This is a genomic window from Lactivibrio alcoholicus (assembly GCF_055390895.1).
Window position 1 is genome coordinate 1,590,770 of sequence record NZ_AP042471.1, and the last position, 18,988, is coordinate 1,609,757.

The 18,988-nt window shown below is 59.9% G+C and carries 18 protein-coding genes; 12 read left to right on the plus strand and 6 right to left on the minus strand.

Annotation, left to right across the window (positions count from 1 at the left end; genetic code table 11):
• Nucleotides 1–18 precede the first annotated feature (18 nt).
• From ACZ5IU_RS07395 to ACZ5IU_RS07405, 3 genes are all read right to left on the minus strand, one after another.
• On the minus strand, nt 19–354 hold the full coding sequence (locus ACZ5IU_RS07395) for a YbjQ family protein (RefSeq protein WP_464421550.1): 336 nt from the start codon (nt 352–354) through the stop codon (nt 19–21).
• The gene (locus ACZ5IU_RS07400) at nt 351–2,432 is read right to left on the minus strand and encodes a hypothetical protein (RefSeq protein WP_464421551.1); all 2,082 of its coding nucleotides are present in this window, start codon (nt 2,430–2,432) and stop codon (nt 351–353) included. The genes ACZ5IU_RS07395 and ACZ5IU_RS07400 overlap by 4 nt, the downstream gene beginning before the upstream one ends.
• Before the next feature lie 183 nt (nt 2,433–2,615).
• A complete protein-coding gene (locus ACZ5IU_RS07405; RefSeq protein WP_464421552.1) occupies nt 2,616–3,068 on the minus strand; it encodes a universal stress protein in 453 nt (150 codons plus the stop codon).
• A gap of 195 nt (nt 3,069–3,263) precedes the next feature.
• Between ACZ5IU_RS07405 and ACZ5IU_RS07410 the strand changes: the two genes are divergently transcribed.
• Complete coding sequence (locus ACZ5IU_RS07410; protein WP_464421553.1) at nt 3,264–5,507, plus strand: S66 peptidase family protein; 2,244 nt, start codon at nt 3,264–3,266, stop codon at nt 5,505–5,507.
• Between the two features lie 10 nt (nt 5,508–5,517).
• Here the strand turns inward: ACZ5IU_RS07410 and ACZ5IU_RS07415 are convergent, their stop codons facing one another.
• Nucleotides 5,518–6,168 (minus strand): sugar O-acetyltransferase, encoded by a 651-nt coding sequence (locus tag ACZ5IU_RS07415; protein WP_464421554.1) that lies wholly within the window; start codon nt 6,166–6,168, stop codon nt 5,518–5,520.
• Between the two features lie 156 nt (nt 6,169–6,324).
• Here ACZ5IU_RS07415 and ACZ5IU_RS07420 point away from each other — a divergent pair, with 156 nt between their 5' ends.
• From ACZ5IU_RS07420 to ACZ5IU_RS07430, 3 genes are all read left to right on the plus strand, one after another.
• Nucleotides 6,325–7,272, plus strand: a complete 948-nt coding sequence (locus ACZ5IU_RS07420; RefSeq protein WP_464421555.1) for an alpha/beta hydrolase — start codon at nt 6,325–6,327, stop codon at nt 7,270–7,272.
• The gene (locus ACZ5IU_RS07425; RefSeq protein WP_464421556.1) at nt 7,269–7,916 is read left to right on the plus strand and encodes a M23 family metallopeptidase; all 648 of its coding nucleotides are present in this window, start codon (nt 7,269–7,271) and stop codon (nt 7,914–7,916) included. The genes ACZ5IU_RS07420 and ACZ5IU_RS07425 overlap by 4 nt, the downstream gene beginning before the upstream one ends.
• Nucleotides 7,917–8,180: 264 nt before the next feature.
• The gene (locus ACZ5IU_RS07430; RefSeq protein WP_464421557.1) at nt 8,181–9,104 is read left to right on the plus strand and encodes a GNAT family N-acetyltransferase; all 924 of its coding nucleotides are present in this window, start codon (nt 8,181–8,183) and stop codon (nt 9,102–9,104) included.
• Between the two features lie 176 nt (nt 9,105–9,280).
• On the opposite strand, the gene ACZ5IU_RS07435 is transcribed toward ACZ5IU_RS07430, so the two are convergent.
• A complete protein-coding gene (locus ACZ5IU_RS07435) occupies nt 9,281–9,550 on the minus strand; it encodes a helix-turn-helix transcriptional regulator (RefSeq protein WP_464421558.1) in 270 nt (89 codons plus the stop codon).
• A gap of 376 nt (nt 9,551–9,926) precedes the next feature.
• Here ACZ5IU_RS07435 and ACZ5IU_RS07440 point away from each other — a divergent pair, with 376 nt between their 5' ends.
• The 3 genes from ACZ5IU_RS07440 (at nt 9,927) to dctP (ending at nt 12,871) form a co-directional block, all read left to right on the plus strand.
• The gene (locus ACZ5IU_RS07440) at nt 9,927–10,463 is read left to right on the plus strand and encodes a TRAP transporter small permease (protein WP_464421559.1); all 537 of its coding nucleotides are present in this window, start codon (nt 9,927–9,929) and stop codon (nt 10,461–10,463) included.
• A 12-nt stretch (nt 10,464–10,475) separates the two neighbouring features.
• Nucleotides 10,476–11,777 carry a TRAP transporter large permease gene (locus ACZ5IU_RS07445; RefSeq protein WP_464421560.1) on the plus strand — a complete coding sequence of 434 codons (1,302 nt, stop codon included), beginning with the start codon at nt 10,476–10,478 and terminating at the stop codon, nt 11,775–11,777.
• A 92-nt stretch (nt 11,778–11,869) separates the two neighbouring features.
• The gene (gene dctP / locus ACZ5IU_RS07450) at nt 11,870–12,871 is read left to right on the plus strand and encodes a TRAP transporter substrate-binding protein DctP (RefSeq protein WP_464421561.1); all 1,002 of its coding nucleotides are present in this window, start codon (nt 11,870–11,872) and stop codon (nt 12,869–12,871) included.
• An 81-nt stretch (nt 12,872–12,952) separates the two neighbouring features.
• On the opposite strand, the gene ACZ5IU_RS07455 is transcribed toward dctP, so the two are convergent.
• A complete protein-coding gene (locus tag ACZ5IU_RS07455) occupies nt 12,953–13,543 on the minus strand; it encodes a helix-turn-helix domain-containing protein (RefSeq protein WP_464421562.1) in 591 nt (196 codons plus the stop codon).
• Between the two features lie 171 nt (nt 13,544–13,714).
• Between ACZ5IU_RS07455 and ACZ5IU_RS07460 the strand changes: the two genes are divergently transcribed.
• The 5 genes from ACZ5IU_RS07460 to ACZ5IU_RS07480 all read left to right on the plus strand — a co-directional run bounded on the left by ACZ5IU_RS07460 (nt 13,715) and on the right by ACZ5IU_RS07480 (nt 18,689).
• Nucleotides 13,715–15,007 carry a glycine/sarcosine/betaine reductase component B subunit gene (locus tag ACZ5IU_RS07460; RefSeq protein WP_464421563.1) on the plus strand — a complete coding sequence of 431 codons (1,293 nt, stop codon included), beginning with the start codon at nt 13,715–13,717 and terminating at the stop codon, nt 15,005–15,007.
• 19 nt (nt 15,008–15,026) lie between these two features.
• Entirely contained in the window at nt 15,027–16,331 is a 1,305-nt protein-coding gene (locus tag ACZ5IU_RS07465; protein WP_464421564.1) for a glycine/betaine/sarcosine/D-proline family reductase selenoprotein B, read from the plus strand.
• A 4-nt stretch (nt 16,332–16,335) separates the two neighbouring features.
• The gene (locus tag ACZ5IU_RS07470; RefSeq protein ID WP_464421565.1) at nt 16,336–16,686 is read left to right on the plus strand and encodes a GrdX family protein; all 351 of its coding nucleotides are present in this window, start codon (nt 16,336–16,338) and stop codon (nt 16,684–16,686) included.
• 57 nt (nt 16,687–16,743) lie between these two features.
• Nucleotides 16,744–17,817, plus strand: a complete 1,074-nt coding sequence (locus tag ACZ5IU_RS07475) for an NAD/NADP octopine/nopaline dehydrogenase family protein (protein WP_464421566.1) — start codon at nt 16,744–16,746, stop codon at nt 17,815–17,817.
• Between the two features lie 182 nt (nt 17,818–17,999).
• Entirely contained in the window at nt 18,000–18,689 is a 690-nt protein-coding gene (locus ACZ5IU_RS07480; RefSeq protein ID WP_464421567.1) for a FadR/GntR family transcriptional regulator, read from the plus strand.
• The last annotated feature ends 299 nt before the right edge of the window (nt 18,690–18,988 follow it).

The following is an 18,988-nucleotide window of genomic DNA, read 5'->3' on the forward strand; positions in this document are numbered from 1 at the left end:
GATTCCGGTTCGCGGCGGTCACTTCCGGACGAGGCGGACCGCCGTCCCGTACCCGATGATCTCGGCTGCGCCTGAGGAGACGCTCGTCGTCGACAGGCGGAAGCCGACGACTATGTCCGCGCCGGTGCGGGCAGCCTCTTTGCGGATGCGCTCCAGCACGAGGCCGACGGAGTCGTCGATCATCCTGCTGTACTGGGTCAGTTCGCCGCCGATCGTCCAGTTCTTCAGGTTGGCGGACATGTCCGCGACGATGGATTTCGAGAGGCAGCACGAAGCCGTGACGCATCCGATGAATTCGAGCGTCGCGCCCGGGACGTTGTCTACTGTCAGGATGGGAATGCCTTTCCCGGTCATCGTCTTCTCCTTCCGAAGATGGCGAGAATCATGCCGAGAACCGCCGCGGCGCCTGCCGCGACGACGAGGATCCGGGGGATCGCGCCGAGGTTCCGGAACGTGTCGTAGACAAGGCGTCCCGCGAACGGGATCTTCCGGCACGCGACGGCGAATTCAAGGTGCGCGCGGTCCCTCAGATCCCCGAAGGGGTAGCCGTCGGACAGGCTCTCGACCGCGTCGTTCGCGAGCTTTCTGCCGAGCGCGCCCGCGCCCTCGGTCGCGTACGCGTCCCACAGCGCGATCCCCTGCTTTCCCGTCCGGCGCCAGACGGCGATCATGGCGGCGCGGTCCTCGGCCGCCGGGAGGCACGCGTCGATCGGCTTCCCGAGGGTCGTCGAGCGGAAGTCGGTGATTCGCAGCAGGATCAGGATGTCGTCCCGCGACCAGGCCGTCCAGAATTCCGGCCCGTAGCTTCCGAGGAACGCGGACGCGGCTCCGGGGGAGACTTCGAGGCATTCGCCGACGGTCGAAGCGGCCTTTTTGTTCCCGAGAATGAGGAGCGTTTTCCGGATGTCGGGACGGATGGCCCGCCAGACCGAACGGAAAAGTTCCCTGTTCGCGGCGATGTCCGAGAGCGAGGCCGGAGCGATTCCCTCGAAGGGGGCGTCCTCCTGGACGAGCGTGAGGAGGCCGAGGGACGCCTCCCTGTCGTCGCCGAGGTCTGGAAGCAGCGAGAGGCGCCCGTTGAGCAGCTTCCAGTCGATTCTTCCGTCCGCCCACTCGCCGGCGGAAAGGTAGTTCCGGACGCCGATCCTGTTCACGCCCTGGAGAAAGTCACGGCCGAACTTCCGGTACATCTCCAGCAGCCTCGGCCCCAGATTCGCGGCGAGGAGCCGGAGGTCGTTCCTGTCCGGAGTCGCGAGGATCATGGACTCGAACGTGTCGATCTTCCCCTGCGCGAGCAGCGGTCCGAAGACGTCCCAGAGGATGCCCATCTTCTGGAGGACGGGTTCGAATTCCGCGCCGCCGTCGAGTTCCTTCGAGACGTACTCGCGGACGGGTTCGGAGAACGAGAGGATGTGCGCGCTCTGGATCATCGACGCGGCCTCCGAGCGGCAGATCCTCTCCCAGTTTTTCAGCAGCGAGCAGACGTTTCTGCTGACTTCGTCCCGCATCGACGGAGTCTGGGCGTCCTCTCCCTTCCACCACAGGGTTTCGGCGTTGATCTCCGCGGTGTATTCCGAGAGGAACGCCTTCCGCATCTCGTCCTCGAATCGGTCCCGGGCGCCCGCGATGTCGTAGACCTCGAACGCGAGAAGGATCCACCCGACGACCGGCAGAAGCTTCGCGAGCACCTTGCCCGCGATCTTGACGGCGAGGAATTTCATGATGCGCGTGACGATCCGTTTCCCGAGAAGGATCAGCGCGGCCCCGACGAGTCCCTTGACGGGGATGGCTCCCTGCCGGAAGTCGCCCATCTTTCCGGACGTCGAGAACGTCGCCGTCGCCCTGTCGGTGTTCGGAACCGGGATCGTGTTGTAGATGGGAAGACGCTGTTTCAGGATCCCGATGAAGGGCTTCCGGATCCGTTCCATCGACTCCTGAAGACCTGCGAGCGTTTCCTGCCCGAGACTGTCCATGATCTGCTTCTGGAATTCCTCGTTCACGGAGGAAATCCCGGGCTGAAGGATCGAGAAGTATGTCTTCAGAAGCGCGTCGAGATCTCCGTCGCTTCCGACGCCGGCCTTCGTCTGCTTCCACCAGACGCTGAAGGCGCCCTCCTCCTGCGGCAGGTGCGTGGCATCGAGAAGCCGGCCGACGGCGGCGTGGTTTCCGGCGACGATCGCGCGGAGTTGCGAGTTCGCCCAGCGGTCGAGCGAGTTCCTGATCCGGGCGCATTCGTCGTCGACGATGCTCGGGAGTTTCGCGATTTCCGCCTCGGCGGTCTTCGCGGCGACCTCCATGTCGAGCAGCATCCGCGACAGTGCCTTCGACGCGTCTTCCTTCGGCGCGTCCTGGGCCGCGAGCGACATCTGTCCGAACGCGAGCGACAGAAGCGCCGCCAGAAGACTCACGACGTATCTCGTTCCTGCGACCATCGGCACGGCTCCCTCCCGAATCGTTCCGGCTTCACATCATACAGGCATCGGAGCGGGCCGTCACGGGGGATTCCCGGAATTTCACCCGGACTCCGCGCAAAAAAAGGGGGGCGGAAGATTCCGCCCCCCTTTTTCGGGAACTCGTTCGACGCGTTTCCGTTTGTTCGGGAACCGCTCCCCCGTCTATTTCTTCGGACGGAGGACGTAGACGCTGCATGGAGCGTGCGCGACGACCTTCGCGGCCACGCTGCCGATGAAGAACCGTTCCAGGTTGCTCAGGCCGCGGTGTCCGATCATGATTATGTCCGCGTCCTGGGTCTTCGCGTAATCGACGATCTCCTGATACGGAACACCCGACGCCACGACGACGCACGCGTGAGGAGGCGCGTAGGGGAGCGTTTTTTTCGCGTCGTCGAGCTGCGCCTGAATCGCATCGCGCGCCTGATTGATGCGTTCCTCCTCGGTGGGGAGCTTCACCAGCGCCTGTCCCGAATTGAAACGCGAGAAGTTCGGGGCCTCCACGACGTGCAGGAAGAAGAGTTCCGCGTCTCCCTCACGATGTGCGTAGTGAAAGGCGTATTCCGCCAGCGCCCGGCTGATCTCGCTTCCGTCCACGGCAACCACGACCCGCTTCATGAATTCCACCCCCCGAATGCTATGTCGGAATTTACGAAATAAGTATATCACATCGGTATTTTCAGGCGATACGGAAGGCCAGTCGCGCACCCGGATCTCGGGGGAATTCGCCGTCCCGGGGCGTTTTTCCGTTGTCCGTCGGTCGTGGTATCCTGTGCGGGAAGAGACTGTCGACAATTCCTGGGAGGCGATTCGATGCGGAGATGTTCGGGATTCGGACGGATGCGGACGGCGTGGATTCTTCCGCTCGCGGTTATTGTCTGGCTTGCGGTTCCGGTCGTTCCGGTCGCGGCGGCGCCGGATGGGAGCGTCGTCCGGACGGAGTTCCTGAAGGAGTATTCGCGCGAATGGATCGACGCGAACGCGCTCACCGTCAGGCAGGAGTTCGCCCCCGTCATGACTCCGTCCGTCGCGGGGGACGTGAAAGCCCTCGGCCCGGCGAAAAACGGCGTCCGGCTCTATGCGGTTGAGTACGCCACGAGGGACGTCGACGGCGTACCGGCCGTCGCGTCCGGGCTCGTGATGATTCCGATGCTCTCCGGACCGCGGCCGTGGGTGTCGTACCAGCAGGGAACGATCCTCGATCCGCTCGCCGCGCCGTCGATGCTCCGGAGCGGCGAAGCCACGGCGATGCTCCACGTCTTCGCGGCCTACGGCTACGTCGTGACGCTTCCCGATTACATCGGCCAGGGACATTCCCTCGCCCGGCACCCGTTTCTTCATGCGGCGACCGAAGCCTCGGCCGGGGTCCATCTCCTGGAGGCCACGCGGCGGCTGTGCGCCGATCTCGGCGTGCCGCTCTCCGGGAGTCTCTTCCTGACGGGGCTCTCGCAGGGAGGGCACGCGACGATGGCGATGCATCGCCTTCTCGAAAGCGGGGGTGGCGTTCCCGTCACGGCCTCGGCGCCGATTTCCGGCCCGTACCGGCTGCTTCCGTGCTGGCGGCTGTGGCTCCGCGACGGCGATCCCTTCGCGCCCGCCCTCATGGCGAAGGTTATCATCTCTTATTCGGATATCTACGGAATCGCGGGCGCAGACGCCTTCCTTCCCGGCTGGGCGCGAAAGGCCGACAATCTGCTCTACGGCCGAACGTCCGGCGCCCGTGAGGTCGCGAAGAGCTTTCCGCCCGAGCAATCGTCCGTCTTCACCGGGGCGTTCCTGCGCGCCATGGGGCGAGGGACGCACCCGATCTGCCGGCTCCTCGCGCTCAACGACGTCGACGGCTGGACCCCGAAAGCGCCCGTCCGACTGTACTACGGCACGAAGGATACCCTCGTTCCCCACGACCTCGCGCTCGAGACGCAGGCCCGGATGAAACGCGCCGGCGCTCCGGTCGAAGCGGTGGACGTCGGAGCCGTGAACCATCGCGGGACGTTCATGCCGTCGCTTCTTTCCGCACGGACGTGGTTCGATTCGTTCGTCCCGGACCGCCCGCGGTCCTCCCCGGCCGCGGCGGGTGCGGAACCTCCGGCGGCACACCGGCAGATACGGCTTCCCGCGCCGCTCGGGCCCGGCAGCCGCGTGGCCGTGATCGCCCTCGCGAGCCCGTCGACCCAGGCGGACATCGAACGATCCGTGAAGGTCCTGGTCGAGCAGTTCGGCTACGAGCCAGTGCTGTACCCGTCGACGCGGGAATCGCGCGGCTACCTTTCCGGAACGTCCGACAGGGAAAAGGCGGAGGAACTCAACCGCGCCTTCGAAGATCCGAAGATCGACGGTATCCTGTGCCTCCGCGGAGGCTACGGCTCGCAGCGCGTCCTGCCATTTCTCGACCCGGCACGGATCGCGCCGCACCCGAAGGTCTTCATCGGCTACAGCGACATCACCGCGATCCATTCGTTCCTGAACGGCACGTGCGGCCTCGTCACGTTCCACGGCCCGATGGTCATTCCATCGCTGCGCTCGCTGGCTGGCGGCGACCCGCAACTTGCGGGGCTCTTCGGCTGGATGCGCTGGATGCACCGGCTGCTCGAAGACCCGGATGCGCTTCCCGGACCGCTGACGACGGTCAAAGCGCTCGAACGGGTCGTCGGCGGACGCGCGCGGGGGCCGCTCGCCGGCGGGAACCTCACGATGATCGGCACGCTCATGGGAACGCCGTGGGAAGTCGACGTCCGGGGCAAGATCCTGTTCATCGAGGATGTCGGAGAGAAGGTCTACCGGATCGACCGGATGCTCACGCAGCTCCGCAACTCCGGAAAGCTCGACGGCGTCGCGGGGTTCATCCTCGGCGACTTCGTGGACTGCGTGGCTCCCGAAGGATCCCAGACGCTCGACGACGTCGTCCGGGATATCCTGGTCCCGCTCGGCAAACCGATCATGAAAGGGCTTCACGCGGGGCACGGCGACATCAACCTCACGCTGCCGTTCGGCGTCACGGCCGAGATGGATGCAGACGAGGGGACGGTCAGGTTCCTCGAACCCGCGCTGACCCGCTGATGGAGCGAGGCTACAGGGAAGGTTCTTCGAGCGGCAGACGCCGGAAGTAGAACTTCCGGTCCTCGTCGGTGATCGCGCGCAACACCCTGCACGGGTTCCCGGCCGCGATCGCCGACGGGGGGACGTCCCGCGTGACGACGCTTCCGGCTCCGACCACGGCATTGTCGCCGATCGTCACGCCGGGCGTCACGATGACGCCGCCGCCGAGCCAGACGTTGTTTCCGATCGTCACGGGCATCGCGTATTCGATCCCCGCGTTTCGCGGCTCCGGATGCGCGGGGTGTCCGGCCGTGTAGACGTGGACGCCGGGGCCGAAGAGCACGTTGTCGCCGATCGTGACGACGGCGCAGTCGAGGATGACGCAGTCGTAGTTCGCGTAGAAGTTCTCGCCGATGACGATGTTCGACCCGTAGTCGCAGCGGAAGGGCGGTTCGACGAAGAATGTTTCGCCGATGCGCCCGAAGAGCCGTCGCAGGATCGCGTTGCGTTCCTCCACCTGCCCCGGCCGCAGCGCGTTGAAGTCGAACAGAAGCTCCTTCGCGGCCTGCCGCGCGCCGAAAAGCTCCGGCCCCGAAGAAATGTACGGTTTCCCCGCAAGCATCTTCTCCCTCTCGGTCGGCGGCGACGTTTTCGTTTCGGCGATCTTTTTCGTATTCGTCACGGGATTCTCCTCCGGACGGTCCGTCTCGGGACGGACCCGTCGTCGCGGCGCAACGCCGCGTCACGAGTATACGCCACGAAGCGGGATCCCCGAAGTTGACGGAGACGCCGTGAAGGTGTTTCATACGCTCGCCAACCCGTGAAAAGGAGACTTCACATGCCCAGTCTGCGCGCACGATTCCTCGTCTTCCTGCTCCGAAACCGTCACCTGTTCCGCTTTCGCCCGAAGAGGGACGCCGTCGACTGGACGGCGCACGACTCGATCGTCCGTTTCCGCCGTGAGTGCGAAGCGGGCGCCGCCCGGTTCGGCTCGATGCCTCCGGGGATCGATATCGAACCCGTTTCCGCCGGAGGTCTTGCGGCCGAATGGATCCTTCCCTCCGGGGCGCCGAAGGACGCCGCGATCCTTTTCTTTCACGGCGGAGGGTACGTTTCCGGTTCGTGTTCGGACCACAGGATCCACGTTTCGAAATTCGTCGCGGGGAGCAGCATCGGAGCCCTGCTCTTCGAATATCGTCTCGCGCCGGAGCATCCGTATCCCGCCGCTCTCGACGATTCGGTCGCGGCGTATGAGTGGCTGCTCTCGCAGGGCGTTTCGCCGGAACGGGTCGTTTTCGCCGGGGATTCCGCAGGCGGAGGGCTCTGCCTCGCGACACTCGTCGCGCTTCGGGATCGGGGCGTCGCCCTTCCGTCGGCGGCCGTCGCGCTCTCTCCGTGGACCGACCTCGCGTGCAGGGGAGACTCGTACCGGACGAACGCGGGCCGATGCCTCTCGCCGAAAGGGACGTGGACCGCGTTCAGCGCGCATTACGCCGCCGGACACGATCCCGCGGATCCGCTGATCTCGCCGCTCTGCGCGGACCTTCGCGGCCTTCCGCCGCTGCTCCTGTTCGCCGGAAGCGACGAAATCCTCCTCGACGACTCGATCCGCTTCGCCGAACGGGCGAAAGAGGCCGGTGTTGACGTCGCGCTGCGGATCGGGCAGGGACTCTTCCATTGCTACCCCTTGTGCGCCCCCCTGTTTCCCGAAGCGACGCGGGCGATGGAGGAAATCTGCGCGTTCATACGGGGACACATCGGAAGAAAGGGAGCGTTTCCCGGATGATCGGAATCTCCTTCCCGCACGCTTGCCGACGGCGGTCGCCCGATTGCGCGTTCGTCGGGTATTCCGTCGTCGCATTGGCTCTTCTGCATCTTCTCCTCGCTCCCATCTCCGTCGATGCCCGTGAAGAAAACGCGAAGGAGGCACCGGTCTGCGTGCGCCTCTTCAGTCCGTTTCTTTCGGACGACCGGCGCTCGATGCGTTCCATACGACTTCGCGCACACGACGGCTACGGAGCGTACCGGAGGGGGCATTTGCATTCCGGGCTCGATCTGGTGGGGGTACCTTCCGAACCGGTCTATGCCGTCGGAAAGGGAAGAGTCGTCGGTTTCGTCGGCGAATTTCCGAACAGGGCCGTACTGGTCCGGCATCGCCTGAAAAACGGCGATATCTTCTACTCCGGCTACTATCATGTTGTGGACATGCGGGTGAAGCCGGGCGACATCGTCGACGAAACTACGTGCATTGCACGGTTGTTCAGCAAGGACGAGCAGCGGAGGTCCCGATTTCCCGCGTGTCACGTGCATCTGGAAATCCGGAAGCGCATTGACGACGGCGGAAAGCGCAGCTACACGTCCGAAACGATGAAAGAACTTGACCTGTATTTCCACGATCCGATGCGTTTTCTGAAAAGCCATATGAAGTGAGACGGCAGGGACGTTTCGGAAGGTGTGCGGACAATGCTCGCACGGCGATCGGAAAGCTCTCATCTATTCCCAACCGAACGGCCCTCTCGCGGACGAGGTCCCGATAGTTGCGGACCATCGCTTCGGGAAAGAAGCCCTCTCCGATGGACGCAAGAATCCGATCCTTTCCGAATGACGCGTCTTCGGCGCTTTCGCATCTTTCCGACCGTGTCCGCGAGCGTCAGTTTCGCCGGGAAATACTACAACAGATTGGAGGCATAGGGAATGAATATTCGTCCGATCGAGGATCGCGATATTCCGGAGGTCGTCGGGATCATGCTTCGGAACTGGGATGGAGTCATGTCGCAGCACCATTCTCCCGCCGTCGTCTCCCGGTTCAGGGGAGAGGTGACGCCGGATTGGCTCAGGCGACAGATGGCGTGGAAGCGGATCTTCGTGGTCGAAGATGCGGACGGAATTGTCGCGAGCGGAGGGCTGGCGGATTTCGGCGACAAAGGAAAACCGAAATATTGCGTCTCGCAGTTTTTCGTCCGGCCCGATCTGCACGGGCGCGGGATAGGCGGTCTTCTCATGGGGCATATCCTGCTGGCGGCCCGGGACGCGGGGGTAGAACTCCTTCATGTCCCCAGCAGCCGCAATGCGGTTCCCTTCTATCGGAAGGCGGGTTTCTCCATCTGTGGAGAACAGCCGGATGCGGCGGACGAGATCACGTGGATGTCGGCGAACATCTTCGCAATTCGCCGTTTCGCGGACGAAGACGCAGGCCATGTCGCCCGACTCGTGACCGACAATCTTTTGCTGGTCAACGTCCGCGAGTACGGCGAGGGTGCCGCGAAGGAGCTGGCTTCCTTCTATTCGCCGGACCTGATTCGGGAGTACGCGCGCAACGGCGAGATGTACGTGGCGGTTGAAGGGACGAGGATCGCCGGGACGGCGACGCTTGAGAGGGATCGGATCCGGAACGTGTTCGTTCGCATGGACCGACATGGAAGGGGAATCGGCGGCGCGTTGATGCAGCGTGTCGAAGAGATTGCCCGCGACGGCGGGCTGAAGCGCTTGCGCCTTCAGGCGAACAGTGCGGCTGTAGAGTTTTACCGAAGGCTTGGATATGTCCGTCTTGGGGAGATTGACGAACGCGTCGGCAGCTTCGCGATCCGAATGATCGAAATGGAAAAGACGCCGCTATAGCGACAAACGGCGTCGGAATTCGTTTCAGAAAATTCGTGGCATGAGCGCCCGCGGGCAGCGGGTGTGGTGCGTCCCCTTCAATCGGTTCGTGGCGCCCGAGGCAGCGCCCGAACGTCTTCAAGAGGATCCGGCCTCCTTGCCGAACATCGGCACGTGGCAGCGTCACAGGACCGTTGTCATAGCGGACGTCGCCCTTCCCCGAATGACGCGTCTTCGGCGCTTTCGGCGGGAGGTTCCAGCGGGACCGGACCGAGTCGCAAACTGAACAGGAAGAGCACGGCGTTGACCTTGTCCATCCGGAGCGTCGGTTTTCCCGCCTCGAGCTCGCGAAAAAAACGCAGCCCGACGCCGGCACGTTCGGCGGCCGTGGCCTGTGAGAGTTTCAGACGCTTTCGCATTTGTTTGACCGTATCGGCGAGCGACCCCGCGAGATCCGTTGTCGGCATAGAAATCGCACCCTTTCGGGTATGAAAACAGTACCATTTTTAAAAATTATACCCGAAAGGGGCGAATCTTGCGTGCAGGCTTTCACGCCGGATCGAAGCCTCCTCGTTTATGGTTCACTTTAAGAAACTTGTTTCATAATCCTTGACACGCATCCCTCCCCTGTGGTACCTTTCGCGAAACGATTTGTTCAAATATCCTACAGGTTTTTTCAGGTACCAGGGAAAGGAGGAGAATGCACAGTGTCATTTTTTTTCGAAAGTCAAAAAGCATCGATCATTTTCGATCACAAGGTGAATCTCAGGGATTTCTTTACGTGATTCGTCTCTTCCGTGCGGTCCGTACGGAGTGGCCGGGTTCGAAAGGACGGGATGGCTCTTGTCTGAGCGGACGTTCTTCTCGAAGCTTCGGTCATGGATGGACAGGATACAGAGTGGCATACTCATTGTCCTTCTGACAGGCGTCTCTCTCCTAGTTTTTGTTCAGGTCCTCCTGCGCTACGTATTCCGCGCCCCATTGATGGGTATTGAAGAGCTTCTGATGTTCCCCACGGCGTGGCTCTATTTTATTGGAGCGGTTCACGCATCCTTCGAAAAAAGCCAGATCTATGCGCGCGTTCTCGAAATCGTGTTCACGAAGAAACGAACGATATATATCGTCCGCGCCGTGGCGTCGTCGTTATCGATCCTGATTCTCTCCTGGCTCACCTACTGGGGATACGATTACCTGAAATACGCCCTCCGGATCCAAAAAGAAAGTTCGACTCTGTATATCCCGATGATTTACGCCGAGATGATCGTCTTTGTTGGCTTGGCCATGATGCTTCTCTATACGGTGGTCGAACTCGTCGACAATCTGAATATTGCCGCGGAGTCCAGAAACGAAGAAATCGCTCTCGCTGACAAGCAGATCTAGGAGGCGTATCCCATGATTTCAACAGTGACCGTTGCTCTGGCCGTTCTCGTCGCGTTGATGTCGGTCGGCGTGGCGGTGCCCTTTTGCTTCGGCGGCGCTCTTTTCTACATGAGCGTGGCGGGAAACGTTACGATGAAGGGAATGATGATGTGGGGGCTCCAGCAGATCCTCAGCCCAGTTCTGCTGTGCGTTCCCCTGTTTATCTTCGCCGGCAGTCTGATGAGCGAAAGCGGGATAGCACAGCATCTCCTCCAGTGGGTGGATGTTTTCGTCGGACGAATTCGCGGCGGCATGGGGTGCGTCGCGGCGATTACGTGCGCAATCATCGGGGCGATTTCGGGCAGCGGTTTCACCGGAGTCGCGGCGACGGGGCCGATCCTGATTCCCAAAATGACGAAGATAGGCTATCCGAAGGGATATGCGACCGCCCTCGTCACCGACTCGTCAATTCTCGGCCTGCTTATCCCCCCGAGCGTCACGATGATCGTTTACGGATGGGTCACCGAGACATCCATTCTCGCGTGCTTTCTCTCGACGCTTATCCCCGGCGTGATTATCACCATTCTTTTCTCGATAATCAACCTCATATGGGCCCGGCGCTTTCCGCTCGTTCTCGAACCGAAGGTCTCGTTCGACGAAAAGATCCGGCAATTTTCGACGAGGACGAGAATGGCCCTTCCCGCGCTCTTCATGCCGGTTCTGATCCTCGGCGGAATCTACGGGGGAATCATGACTCCGACCGAGGCGGCGGCAACGGCCGTCGTCTACTCGCTTCCAATCGGATTCTTCGTGTACAGGGGCCTGAACGTCAAAACCTTCTGCAGAGTCGCCAAAGAATCGGCGACATCCGTCGGAGCGATCATGGTCATGATCATGTTCAGCCTGATGCTGAGCCAGACGTTCGTGCTGCTCAGGGTTCCGCAGGCGCTCGTGAAGGGTATCTTCGGGGTCACGCAGGATCGCACGGTAATCCTCATTCTCCTGAACTTTCTCATGTTCTTCATAGGGATGATCGTCAACGATCTCACGGGGATCATCCTGACCGCGCCGCTTCTCCTGCCGCTCGTCCAGGCCATAGGAGTCAGTCCGATCCACTTCGCGGCGATCGTCGGCGTCAACCTCGCGATGGGCGGCGTCACGCCTCCCTATGCCAGCATCCTGTATCTCGGAATGCGGATCGGAAAGGTCGATTTCATGGAAATCCTTCCTCCCGCAATGACGTTCATCCTCTTCGGATACATTCCGGTCGTGTTCCTTACCACCTTTTGGCCCGACCTGGCCTTATGGCTTCCGAGGCTCATGGGGTATGTATAGGAAGTTTCGTTGAAATATATATAAATTATTTATTGACCTTTTGCCGCAAGGCGTAAGGAATATATACACTATATCAAAGGGGGTTTTGCGATATGAAGAAACTTGTCGTCTTTTTGATGTTCGTCTGTCTCATGGCTACGATTGGTACGGCATTTGCGGCGGGAAATTCCTATACATGGAAAATATCGCACATTCGTCCTGCGGACACCGCAATCGACAAAGATGTCACATGGTTCGTCGAAAAACTCAACAAGGAATCGAACGGACGCATAAAAATCGACATATTCAACGCGGGACAGCTTGGGGACTATACGGTCGTCCAGGAACGCGTCGGCGTTGGATCCATCGAGATGGCGATCGAGCCGATCGGAACGACGGCGGACAAGCGCCTCCAGATCCTGAACTTTCCGTACCTCGTCAAGGACTGGGATGGAGTGAAGAAGAACTACACGACCGGCGCTCCGCTGATGAAAACGGCCGCGGACCTGCTCGCGAAACAGAACATCAAGCTTCTCGCCGTATGGCCCGTATATTTCGGGGGGATAGCCCTCGTGAAGGAACCGGAGAAACCGGGGGATCCAAGCGTCGCGAAAAACATGAAAGTGCGCATTCCGACGCAGAAATCGTTCGAGCTTCTCGCGGGAGCCTTCGGATATCAGGCGACTCCGTTGCCCTTCGCCGAAACGTTTACGGCCATCCAGACGGGCATCGTCGATGGCGCCTACGGGGCCGGCGCGGAAGGATACTACGCGAACTTCCGGGATGTCATCAAGTACTACGTCCCCGCAAATACCCACTTCGAGCAGTGGTATTTCATCATGAGCATGGATGTCTGGGAATCCCTGTCCAAAGAGGACCAGACGCTCGTCCAGAAGGTCGCCGCCGAAATGGAAAACAAGCGTATGTCGGTGGCGGAAGCCGATCAGAAGGCGAACGAACAGAAACTTCGCGACTACAGGATCACGGTCCTCGACATGTCTCCGGCCGATCTCGAAAGGCTCGAGAAAAAGGCCCGGGAGGTCGTCTGGCCTGCACTCCGGAACGACATCGGCGCGAAATTCTTCGACGACGTCGTCAAGAATCTCGTCAAGTAGAAAGAACGGATACGAACGATCGCCCGGGCATGGGTTCCCCTTCCGGAGCCCGTGTCGGGGCGATCGGGAGGCCGGATATTCCTACCTGGGGGTTTCTATCATAAGGGCGACGCACTTGTTTTCCCCGGTGGCCCGCCCCCCGTGCGGGAAGGAGCCGTCGAGGAAAACGCAGTCCCCGGTCTGCAACGTCACCTTCTGCTCCATGAAGTGAAACTCGAGCTCTCCTTCGAGAACGAGAAGGAATTCCTCCCCCTCGTGGGTGAAGCTCGGGAGCTCTCCGGCGGAATCCGCCGGAGAGTAGGTGAGGATATAGGAATGCCACTTTTTCGCGGGCCACCGTTCGCCCAGGAGTTCGAAGCTGTATCCGTGCGGAATCTTTCTCCGGGGCGACGGCTTCGGGTCGTTTTTACGGACGACGAGAAAGTTGACCGCCTCTTCGTACCTGAGAAGATCTCCGATATCCGCGTGCAACGCCCGCGCGATTCTGGCATACGTGGATATCGGAGAACCGACCTTTCCGTTCTCGATCTTTGAAAGGAGAGGTTTCGAAATGCCGGCGATATCGGCCAGCGCCTGAATCGTCAGCCTGTTAGCGGTCCGAAGTTCCTTGATTCGCCTGCCGGCACGGATTTCTATCGCTTCGTCGTCCGTCGATGGAAGAGATGTCTTCACCGAATCGGCCTCCTTTCGGACGGGAGCTTCCCGCTGGAGGCATTATATCCCAGGCAGCCGGCCTCGTCCTTCTCCCGTGCGGATCGGGAACGGACGTTTTTTTTCGCGGTTCTTTTGTTGCATGAAGTGAAACTTATATCTTTACAAGAAAACATCCCGGAGGATGAGATCATGGAACGATTGATCCTGAACAGAGTGAGGATACGGAATGTCGCGTTCGGTTCGCGGACGTGCGTCGAGAATGGAACCCTGTTCGTCGACATGGACGAGGTCAGGAAGGCCGTTCTCGAAGATCCCAGAATCGATGCGGTCGATGTCGAGCTCGCCCGTCCGGGGGAGAGCGTACGCATCGTTCCGGTCAAGGACGTCATCGAGCCTCGCGCGAAAGCCGACGATTGTGGAGATACGTTCCCCGGATTTTTCTCCGACGCGAACTTCCGGGCCGGAGTCGGAACAACCGTCGTCCTCGACGGTGCGGCGGTCGTCACGACGGGACCGCTCGTGAACTTCCAGGAGGGGCTGATCGATATGTCGGGAAGGGGGGCGGAATTCAGCGTCTTCTCGAAGAAATGCATCGTCGCGCTGTGTATCCGCCCCGTGAAAGACCTCGGAAAACACGAACACGAATGCGCCGTCCGGATCGCCGGCGTGAAAATCGCGCGCTATCTCGCGCTTGCGGCCCGAGACGCGAAAGCGGACTCATTTTCGGAATACCCCGTGCAAACGCTGCCTGAACTTTTCTCGATGGATCCTTCCCTGCCCCGGGTCGTCTACGTGTGTCAGGCCATCGCCGAAGGGCTGCTCCACGACAACTACATTTATGGACTGAACGCGCAGGGGTGCCTGCCGGTCTTCATGGCTCCGACCGAATTCATGGACGGAGCCGTAGTCAGCGGGAACTGCGCGGCGCCGTGCCACAAGCACACCACCTACCACCAGCAGAACAATCCGATTGTCGAGGACCTGTACGAACAACACGGAAAATCGTTCGTATTCATGGGAGTCATCCTCGAACCCGTCCGTACCGCGTTCAGCGAAAAGGAACGCAACGGCATGCAGGTATTCAAGCTCGCGAAGACGCTCGGCGCCCAGGGGGTCATTCTTTCAGAAGACGGCGGCGGCAATCCGGAGGCGGATCTGATGATCGTCACGCGGCACCTCGAGCGAAACGACATCCGGACCGTCCTCGTTACGGACGAGTACGCGGGCTCCGACGGCGCGTCGCAGGGGCTTGCCGATGTCACTCCCGAAGCGGATGCGGTCGTGACGAACGGGAATGGAAACCAGCGCGTCGTTCTTCCCCCCATGGAGCGAACCATAGGCGTATTGGAGACGGTCGATCGTATCACCGGAGGTCACGCCGGGAGTTTGCTTCCGGACGGGTCGGTTGCGGTCGAGATAGCCGGGATCATGGGATCCACGAACGAACTCGGCATTGAAAACCTTACGACCATAGCCGTCTGAAGCGGAAGGGGGAAGCGTCATGCACACGATCAGAGTCGTCCACTACATCAACCAGTATTTCGGCAGGATCGGCGGGGAAGAGTGCGCGAACGTCGGACCGAGAATAACCGACGGCCCCGTCGGCCCCGGGCTGTTGTTCGAAACTCTCACCCGGAAACGGTACGCGATCGGGAAGACGATAATCTGCGGCGACAATTTCGCCGCGGAACATCTGGAAGAACTTGAAGCGCAGGTCATCGAATGGGTCGAAAACGAGGAACCGGACCTGTTCATCGCCGGCCCCGCCTTTGCCGCCGGACGCTACGGCACCGCGTGCGGTCACCTGTGCAACGCGATTGCGACGAAGTTGAAGATTCCCGTTATTGCCGCCATGCATCCGGTCAACCCCGGAGTGGATATCGCCCGGAGGAACGTCTACATCGTCGAGACGAAGGATTCCGCCAGAGATATCGGACATGCCGCCGAAAAGATGGTCCGCATCGCCGATAAGCTGCTCGGCGACGAACCGGTGGGACTCCCGGCGGAAGAGGGGTACATTCCGAGGGGGATCCGCATCAACGTCCGCTCCGACCGGAGAGGGTCGAAACGAGCCGTGGACATGCTCGTCGCGAAACTTCGCGGGGCGCCGTTCACGACGGAACTTCCGATGCCGACATTCGATCGCGTTCCTCCCGCGAAACCCGTCGCCGATATGAAAGGCGCGCTGATCGCCATAGCGACGGAAGGCGGAATCGTTCCGCGGGGGAACCCGGATAGAATCGAAGCGCACAACGCCTCGAAATGGTGTCGCTATTCCATCGCGTCCCTCGACGACCTCAAAGCCGGCGATTATGAAGTTGCGCATGGAGGTTACGACCCCGTCCCGGCGAATGCGGATCCGGACAGAGTCCTTCCGCTTGACGCCGCGAGGTCCCTCGAGCGGGACGGAGCGTTCCGGAAACTGCACGATTTCTACGCCGTAACGGTCGGCAACGTCACGGCCGTGCGATCGGCCGAACGGTACGGGCATGAAATAGGGGAAGCCTTCAAGGCCGAAGGCGTTCAGGGGGTCATTCTGACATCGACCTGAGGCACCGGAACGCGTTGCGGTGCAACGCTCGAACGCGAGATCGAACGGACCGGCCTGCCTGCCGTCCTGATTACCGCCGTGCCGTCGATCGCCCTTACGGTTGGTGCGAACCGCATCGTACGCGGAGTCGCAATTCCGCATCCCGCGGGGGCTCCCGACGAGAAACCGGATGCCGAGTTCCGTATCCGCAAGGATCTTCTCCGGAAAGCCCTGAACGCTCTCACGGCGGAGATTTCGGAACAGACGGTTTTCTGATCCAATGGTTGCCGAGATCGTTTCGAACAATCCACTGGTGTGGAAGCGTTATCCACACTGCACCCGGGTGGAAGGATCCTCGTTCGATGTCCTTTCGTTCGTGCGCGGCAGAGTCCATGTCGGATACGCCCTGCCCGCGCATCCGCTTGCCGGCAACGCGCGACTGTGCCGGAACCCGTACCGTTCGGTCGTTTTGGGTCCGCGGACGAACGAGATCAGGGGCGCCGACGTGGAATGCATAGAAGACGCGCTCGAGCGCGTTCGCGAGAGCCGTATCGATACCTCGACACAATCGGGTAACGACTACGCGCTCATCGATTCGGATCTTTTAGAATCTGTTTTGCTAAATATATAACATAATTTTATATTATAGAGGTGAAAATGCAAAATGAAACATGAATGCACATTCGCGGTGCTGGGAAGCGGAAACGGCGCACGTGCCTGGTGTGCACAAATAGCGGCGAAAGGGTACTCCGTAACGATGTGGGAGCCCCTCGAAGCGACCGACGATTTCAGGAAACTTGTCGCACGTCCGGAAATCCGCCTCTGCGGAGACATGAATCTCGGAGGCAGACTCGCGAACGTCACGATGAAGATCGACGAAGCCATGAAGGGAGCCGATTTCGTCCTGATCGTCGTGCCGTCGTTTGCGCACGAACCGATCTTCCGCAAAATGATCCCGCACCTCCGGGACGGACAGAACGTCGTGGTGGTCCCCGGGAACTTCGCCGGCTTCAGGCTCAGGAAGATCATGCGCGAGGCCGGCGTCTCCAGAAAGATAACGATATCCGAAACGGCCTCGATGCCGTATGCGTGCAGAATATCCGGATTCGACACGGTCACCGTATATAAAAGGAAGCTGAAGCTTCAAATCGCAACTTCGCCATTTTCATTCTCTGAATATGTACGAGAAGTTATGAACGATGTTTTTGACGGCTATGTGGAATACATTGCGTCCGACAGTCTTCTTTCGATCGATTGCGATAATATCAACTATACGCTGCATCCGCTCCCCGTGCTTTTGAATTTTGGTGCGATTGAGTTAAATTCAAAGACATTCCGCCATTATATAGACGGCATAACGCCGGAAATATCGGAACGGATGAAGTCGATGGATATCGAGCGCGTCAAAGCCGGCTCGGGAATCGGGTTGAGACTCCAGGAATGTTTGTCGCAAATAAAAATGTACTACGGCACGAACGACGCGGCTGATATTTATGAATATGTGCATAGCGGGGAATCGCCCTATTTCGATTTGGTTGGCCAGAGCATAAAAAGTCGCTACATAACGGAAGATGTCCCCGGCGTCGTCGTCCCGTTCGTCCAGCTTGCGGCGAAAGCGGGAATCGCTCTCCCCATCGCGGAATTGGTCGTAGGATTGGCGTCGTTTCTTCATGGCGTCGACTATTTCTCCAGCGGTACGACGCTTGAGAAATTAGGCATACAAAATTTTAGTATCGATGATATAATTGAGAGTAGTAAATAATTTTTTTATATTTATAAATTAAAAACAATACGCGGCATAACGCTGCGTATTGTTTTTTTATATATTAGAATTATCAATGAGGCTTCATTGTTGGCAATTCGGCAAAGCAGGTTGACAGAAGAGTATTTTTTATATATCCTCGATTCCCGCTCCAGATCTCTCGACAGAAGAGAGGATATCCGATGTTCAAAGCCGTCGCGCGCACAACGCTTCATGAAAACATCCTCGCCCAGCTTTACGACGCCATCGAGACCGGAGAATGGTCCCCCGGGACGAGGATTCCAGGGGAAATAGCGTTGGCCGGTCAGTTCGACGTAAGCAGGAATTGCATCAGGGAAGCGATAAAGGTATTGGCGAGTCGCCGTATCGTCGAGACGAAACCCGGCAGCGGAACCTTCCTTTCGGAGAACGCGAGGGATCTGTTGCGCTTTGCCCGGAAGCAGGAATACATTTTCGAGGACGTCAATTTCAAGGAGCTTATGGAAACCAGATGCCTTGTCGAAGGGCAGATCGCCTACTACGCGGCCGCGAGAGGCACGGAAAAGGAGTTCGAGGAACTCGAACCCCTGTTGTGCGATACGCCTGACCCCGCGATGCGGTATCAGGCGCACATCCGTTTCCACGGCGGTCTGGTCCGGATCGCGCGGCATGCGTTGCTCGAACGGATGTGGAGTTCGATACACGACGAGATTTCCGTACAGCGGGAGTTCTATTTCAAGTGGAGCGTCGAGGGATCGAAAAATCTCCTGCGGAATCACATCGGAATTCTTTCGTGCCTCAGGGAACGCAATCCCCACTGTGCCCGGGAAGCGATGATCGAACACATCACTTCCGTGTGGCTCGATATTTTCAAGGTCCCACTGGATATCTGACCTGACGTTTCCGTTCGCGTTCCGCCGCACGACTCCCGCTTTTTTTCGATGACGGGGTCGCATTCCGGGTTTATGGTATGATCCTTTTCGGACTATCGCGTACTTCCGCGCCGGGCAATCCCTGTACGCAAGAAGGAGAGGTGTCCGAAAATCGTTTCGCAGGAATACCGTCCCCAGGTTCACTACTGTTCGGATCGGCTGAGGGACAGGCTGCAACGGATCCGGGAATTCCGCACCACCTTCGTCGAGGCTCCGTCCGGAGCGGGCAAGACTACGGCCATTCAGGACCATTTCGGAAC

What these genes read in the sequence shown, in the direction of transcription:
- ACZ5IU_RS07395 (WP_464421550.1), bottom strand. Translation starts at nt 354, where the DNA reads ATGACCGGGAAAGGCATTCCCATCCTGACAGTAGACAACGTCCCGGGC.
- ACZ5IU_RS07400 (WP_464421551.1), bottom strand. Translation starts at nt 2,432, where the DNA reads ATGGTCGCAGGAACGAGATACGTCGTGAGTCTTCTGGCGGCGCTTCTG.
- ACZ5IU_RS07405 (WP_464421552.1), bottom strand. Translation starts at nt 3,068, where the DNA reads ATGAAGCGGGTCGTGGTTGCCGTGGACGGAAGCGAGATCAGCCGGGCG.
- ACZ5IU_RS07410 (WP_464421553.1), top strand. Translation starts at nt 3,264, where the DNA reads ATGCGGAGATGTTCGGGATTCGGACGGATGCGGACGGCGTGGATTCTT.
- ACZ5IU_RS07420 (WP_464421555.1), top strand. Translation starts at nt 6,325, where the DNA reads ATGCCCAGTCTGCGCGCACGATTCCTCGTCTTCCTGCTCCGAAACCGT.
- ACZ5IU_RS07425 (WP_464421556.1), top strand. Translation starts at nt 7,269, where the DNA reads ATGATCGGAATCTCCTTCCCGCACGCTTGCCGACGGCGGTCGCCCGAT.
- ACZ5IU_RS07430 (WP_464421557.1), top strand. Translation starts at nt 8,181, where the DNA reads ATGAATATTCGTCCGATCGAGGATCGCGATATTCCGGAGGTCGTCGGG.
- ACZ5IU_RS07435 (WP_464421558.1), bottom strand. Translation starts at nt 9,550, where the DNA reads ATGCCGACAACGGATCTCGCGGGGTCGCTCGCCGATACGGTCAAACAA.
- ACZ5IU_RS07445 (WP_464421560.1), top strand. Translation starts at nt 10,476, where the DNA reads ATGATTTCAACAGTGACCGTTGCTCTGGCCGTTCTCGTCGCGTTGATG.
- dctP (WP_464421561.1), top strand. Translation starts at nt 11,870, where the DNA reads ATGAAGAAACTTGTCGTCTTTTTGATGTTCGTCTGTCTCATGGCTACG.
- ACZ5IU_RS07460 (WP_464421563.1), top strand. Translation starts at nt 13,715, where the DNA reads ATGGAACGATTGATCCTGAACAGAGTGAGGATACGGAATGTCGCGTTC.
- ACZ5IU_RS07470 (WP_464421565.1), top strand. Translation starts at nt 16,336, where the DNA reads ATGGTTGCCGAGATCGTTTCGAACAATCCACTGGTGTGGAAGCGTTAT.
- ACZ5IU_RS07480 (WP_464421567.1), top strand. Translation starts at nt 18,000, where the DNA reads ATGTTCAAAGCCGTCGCGCGCACAACGCTTCATGAAAACATCCTCGCC.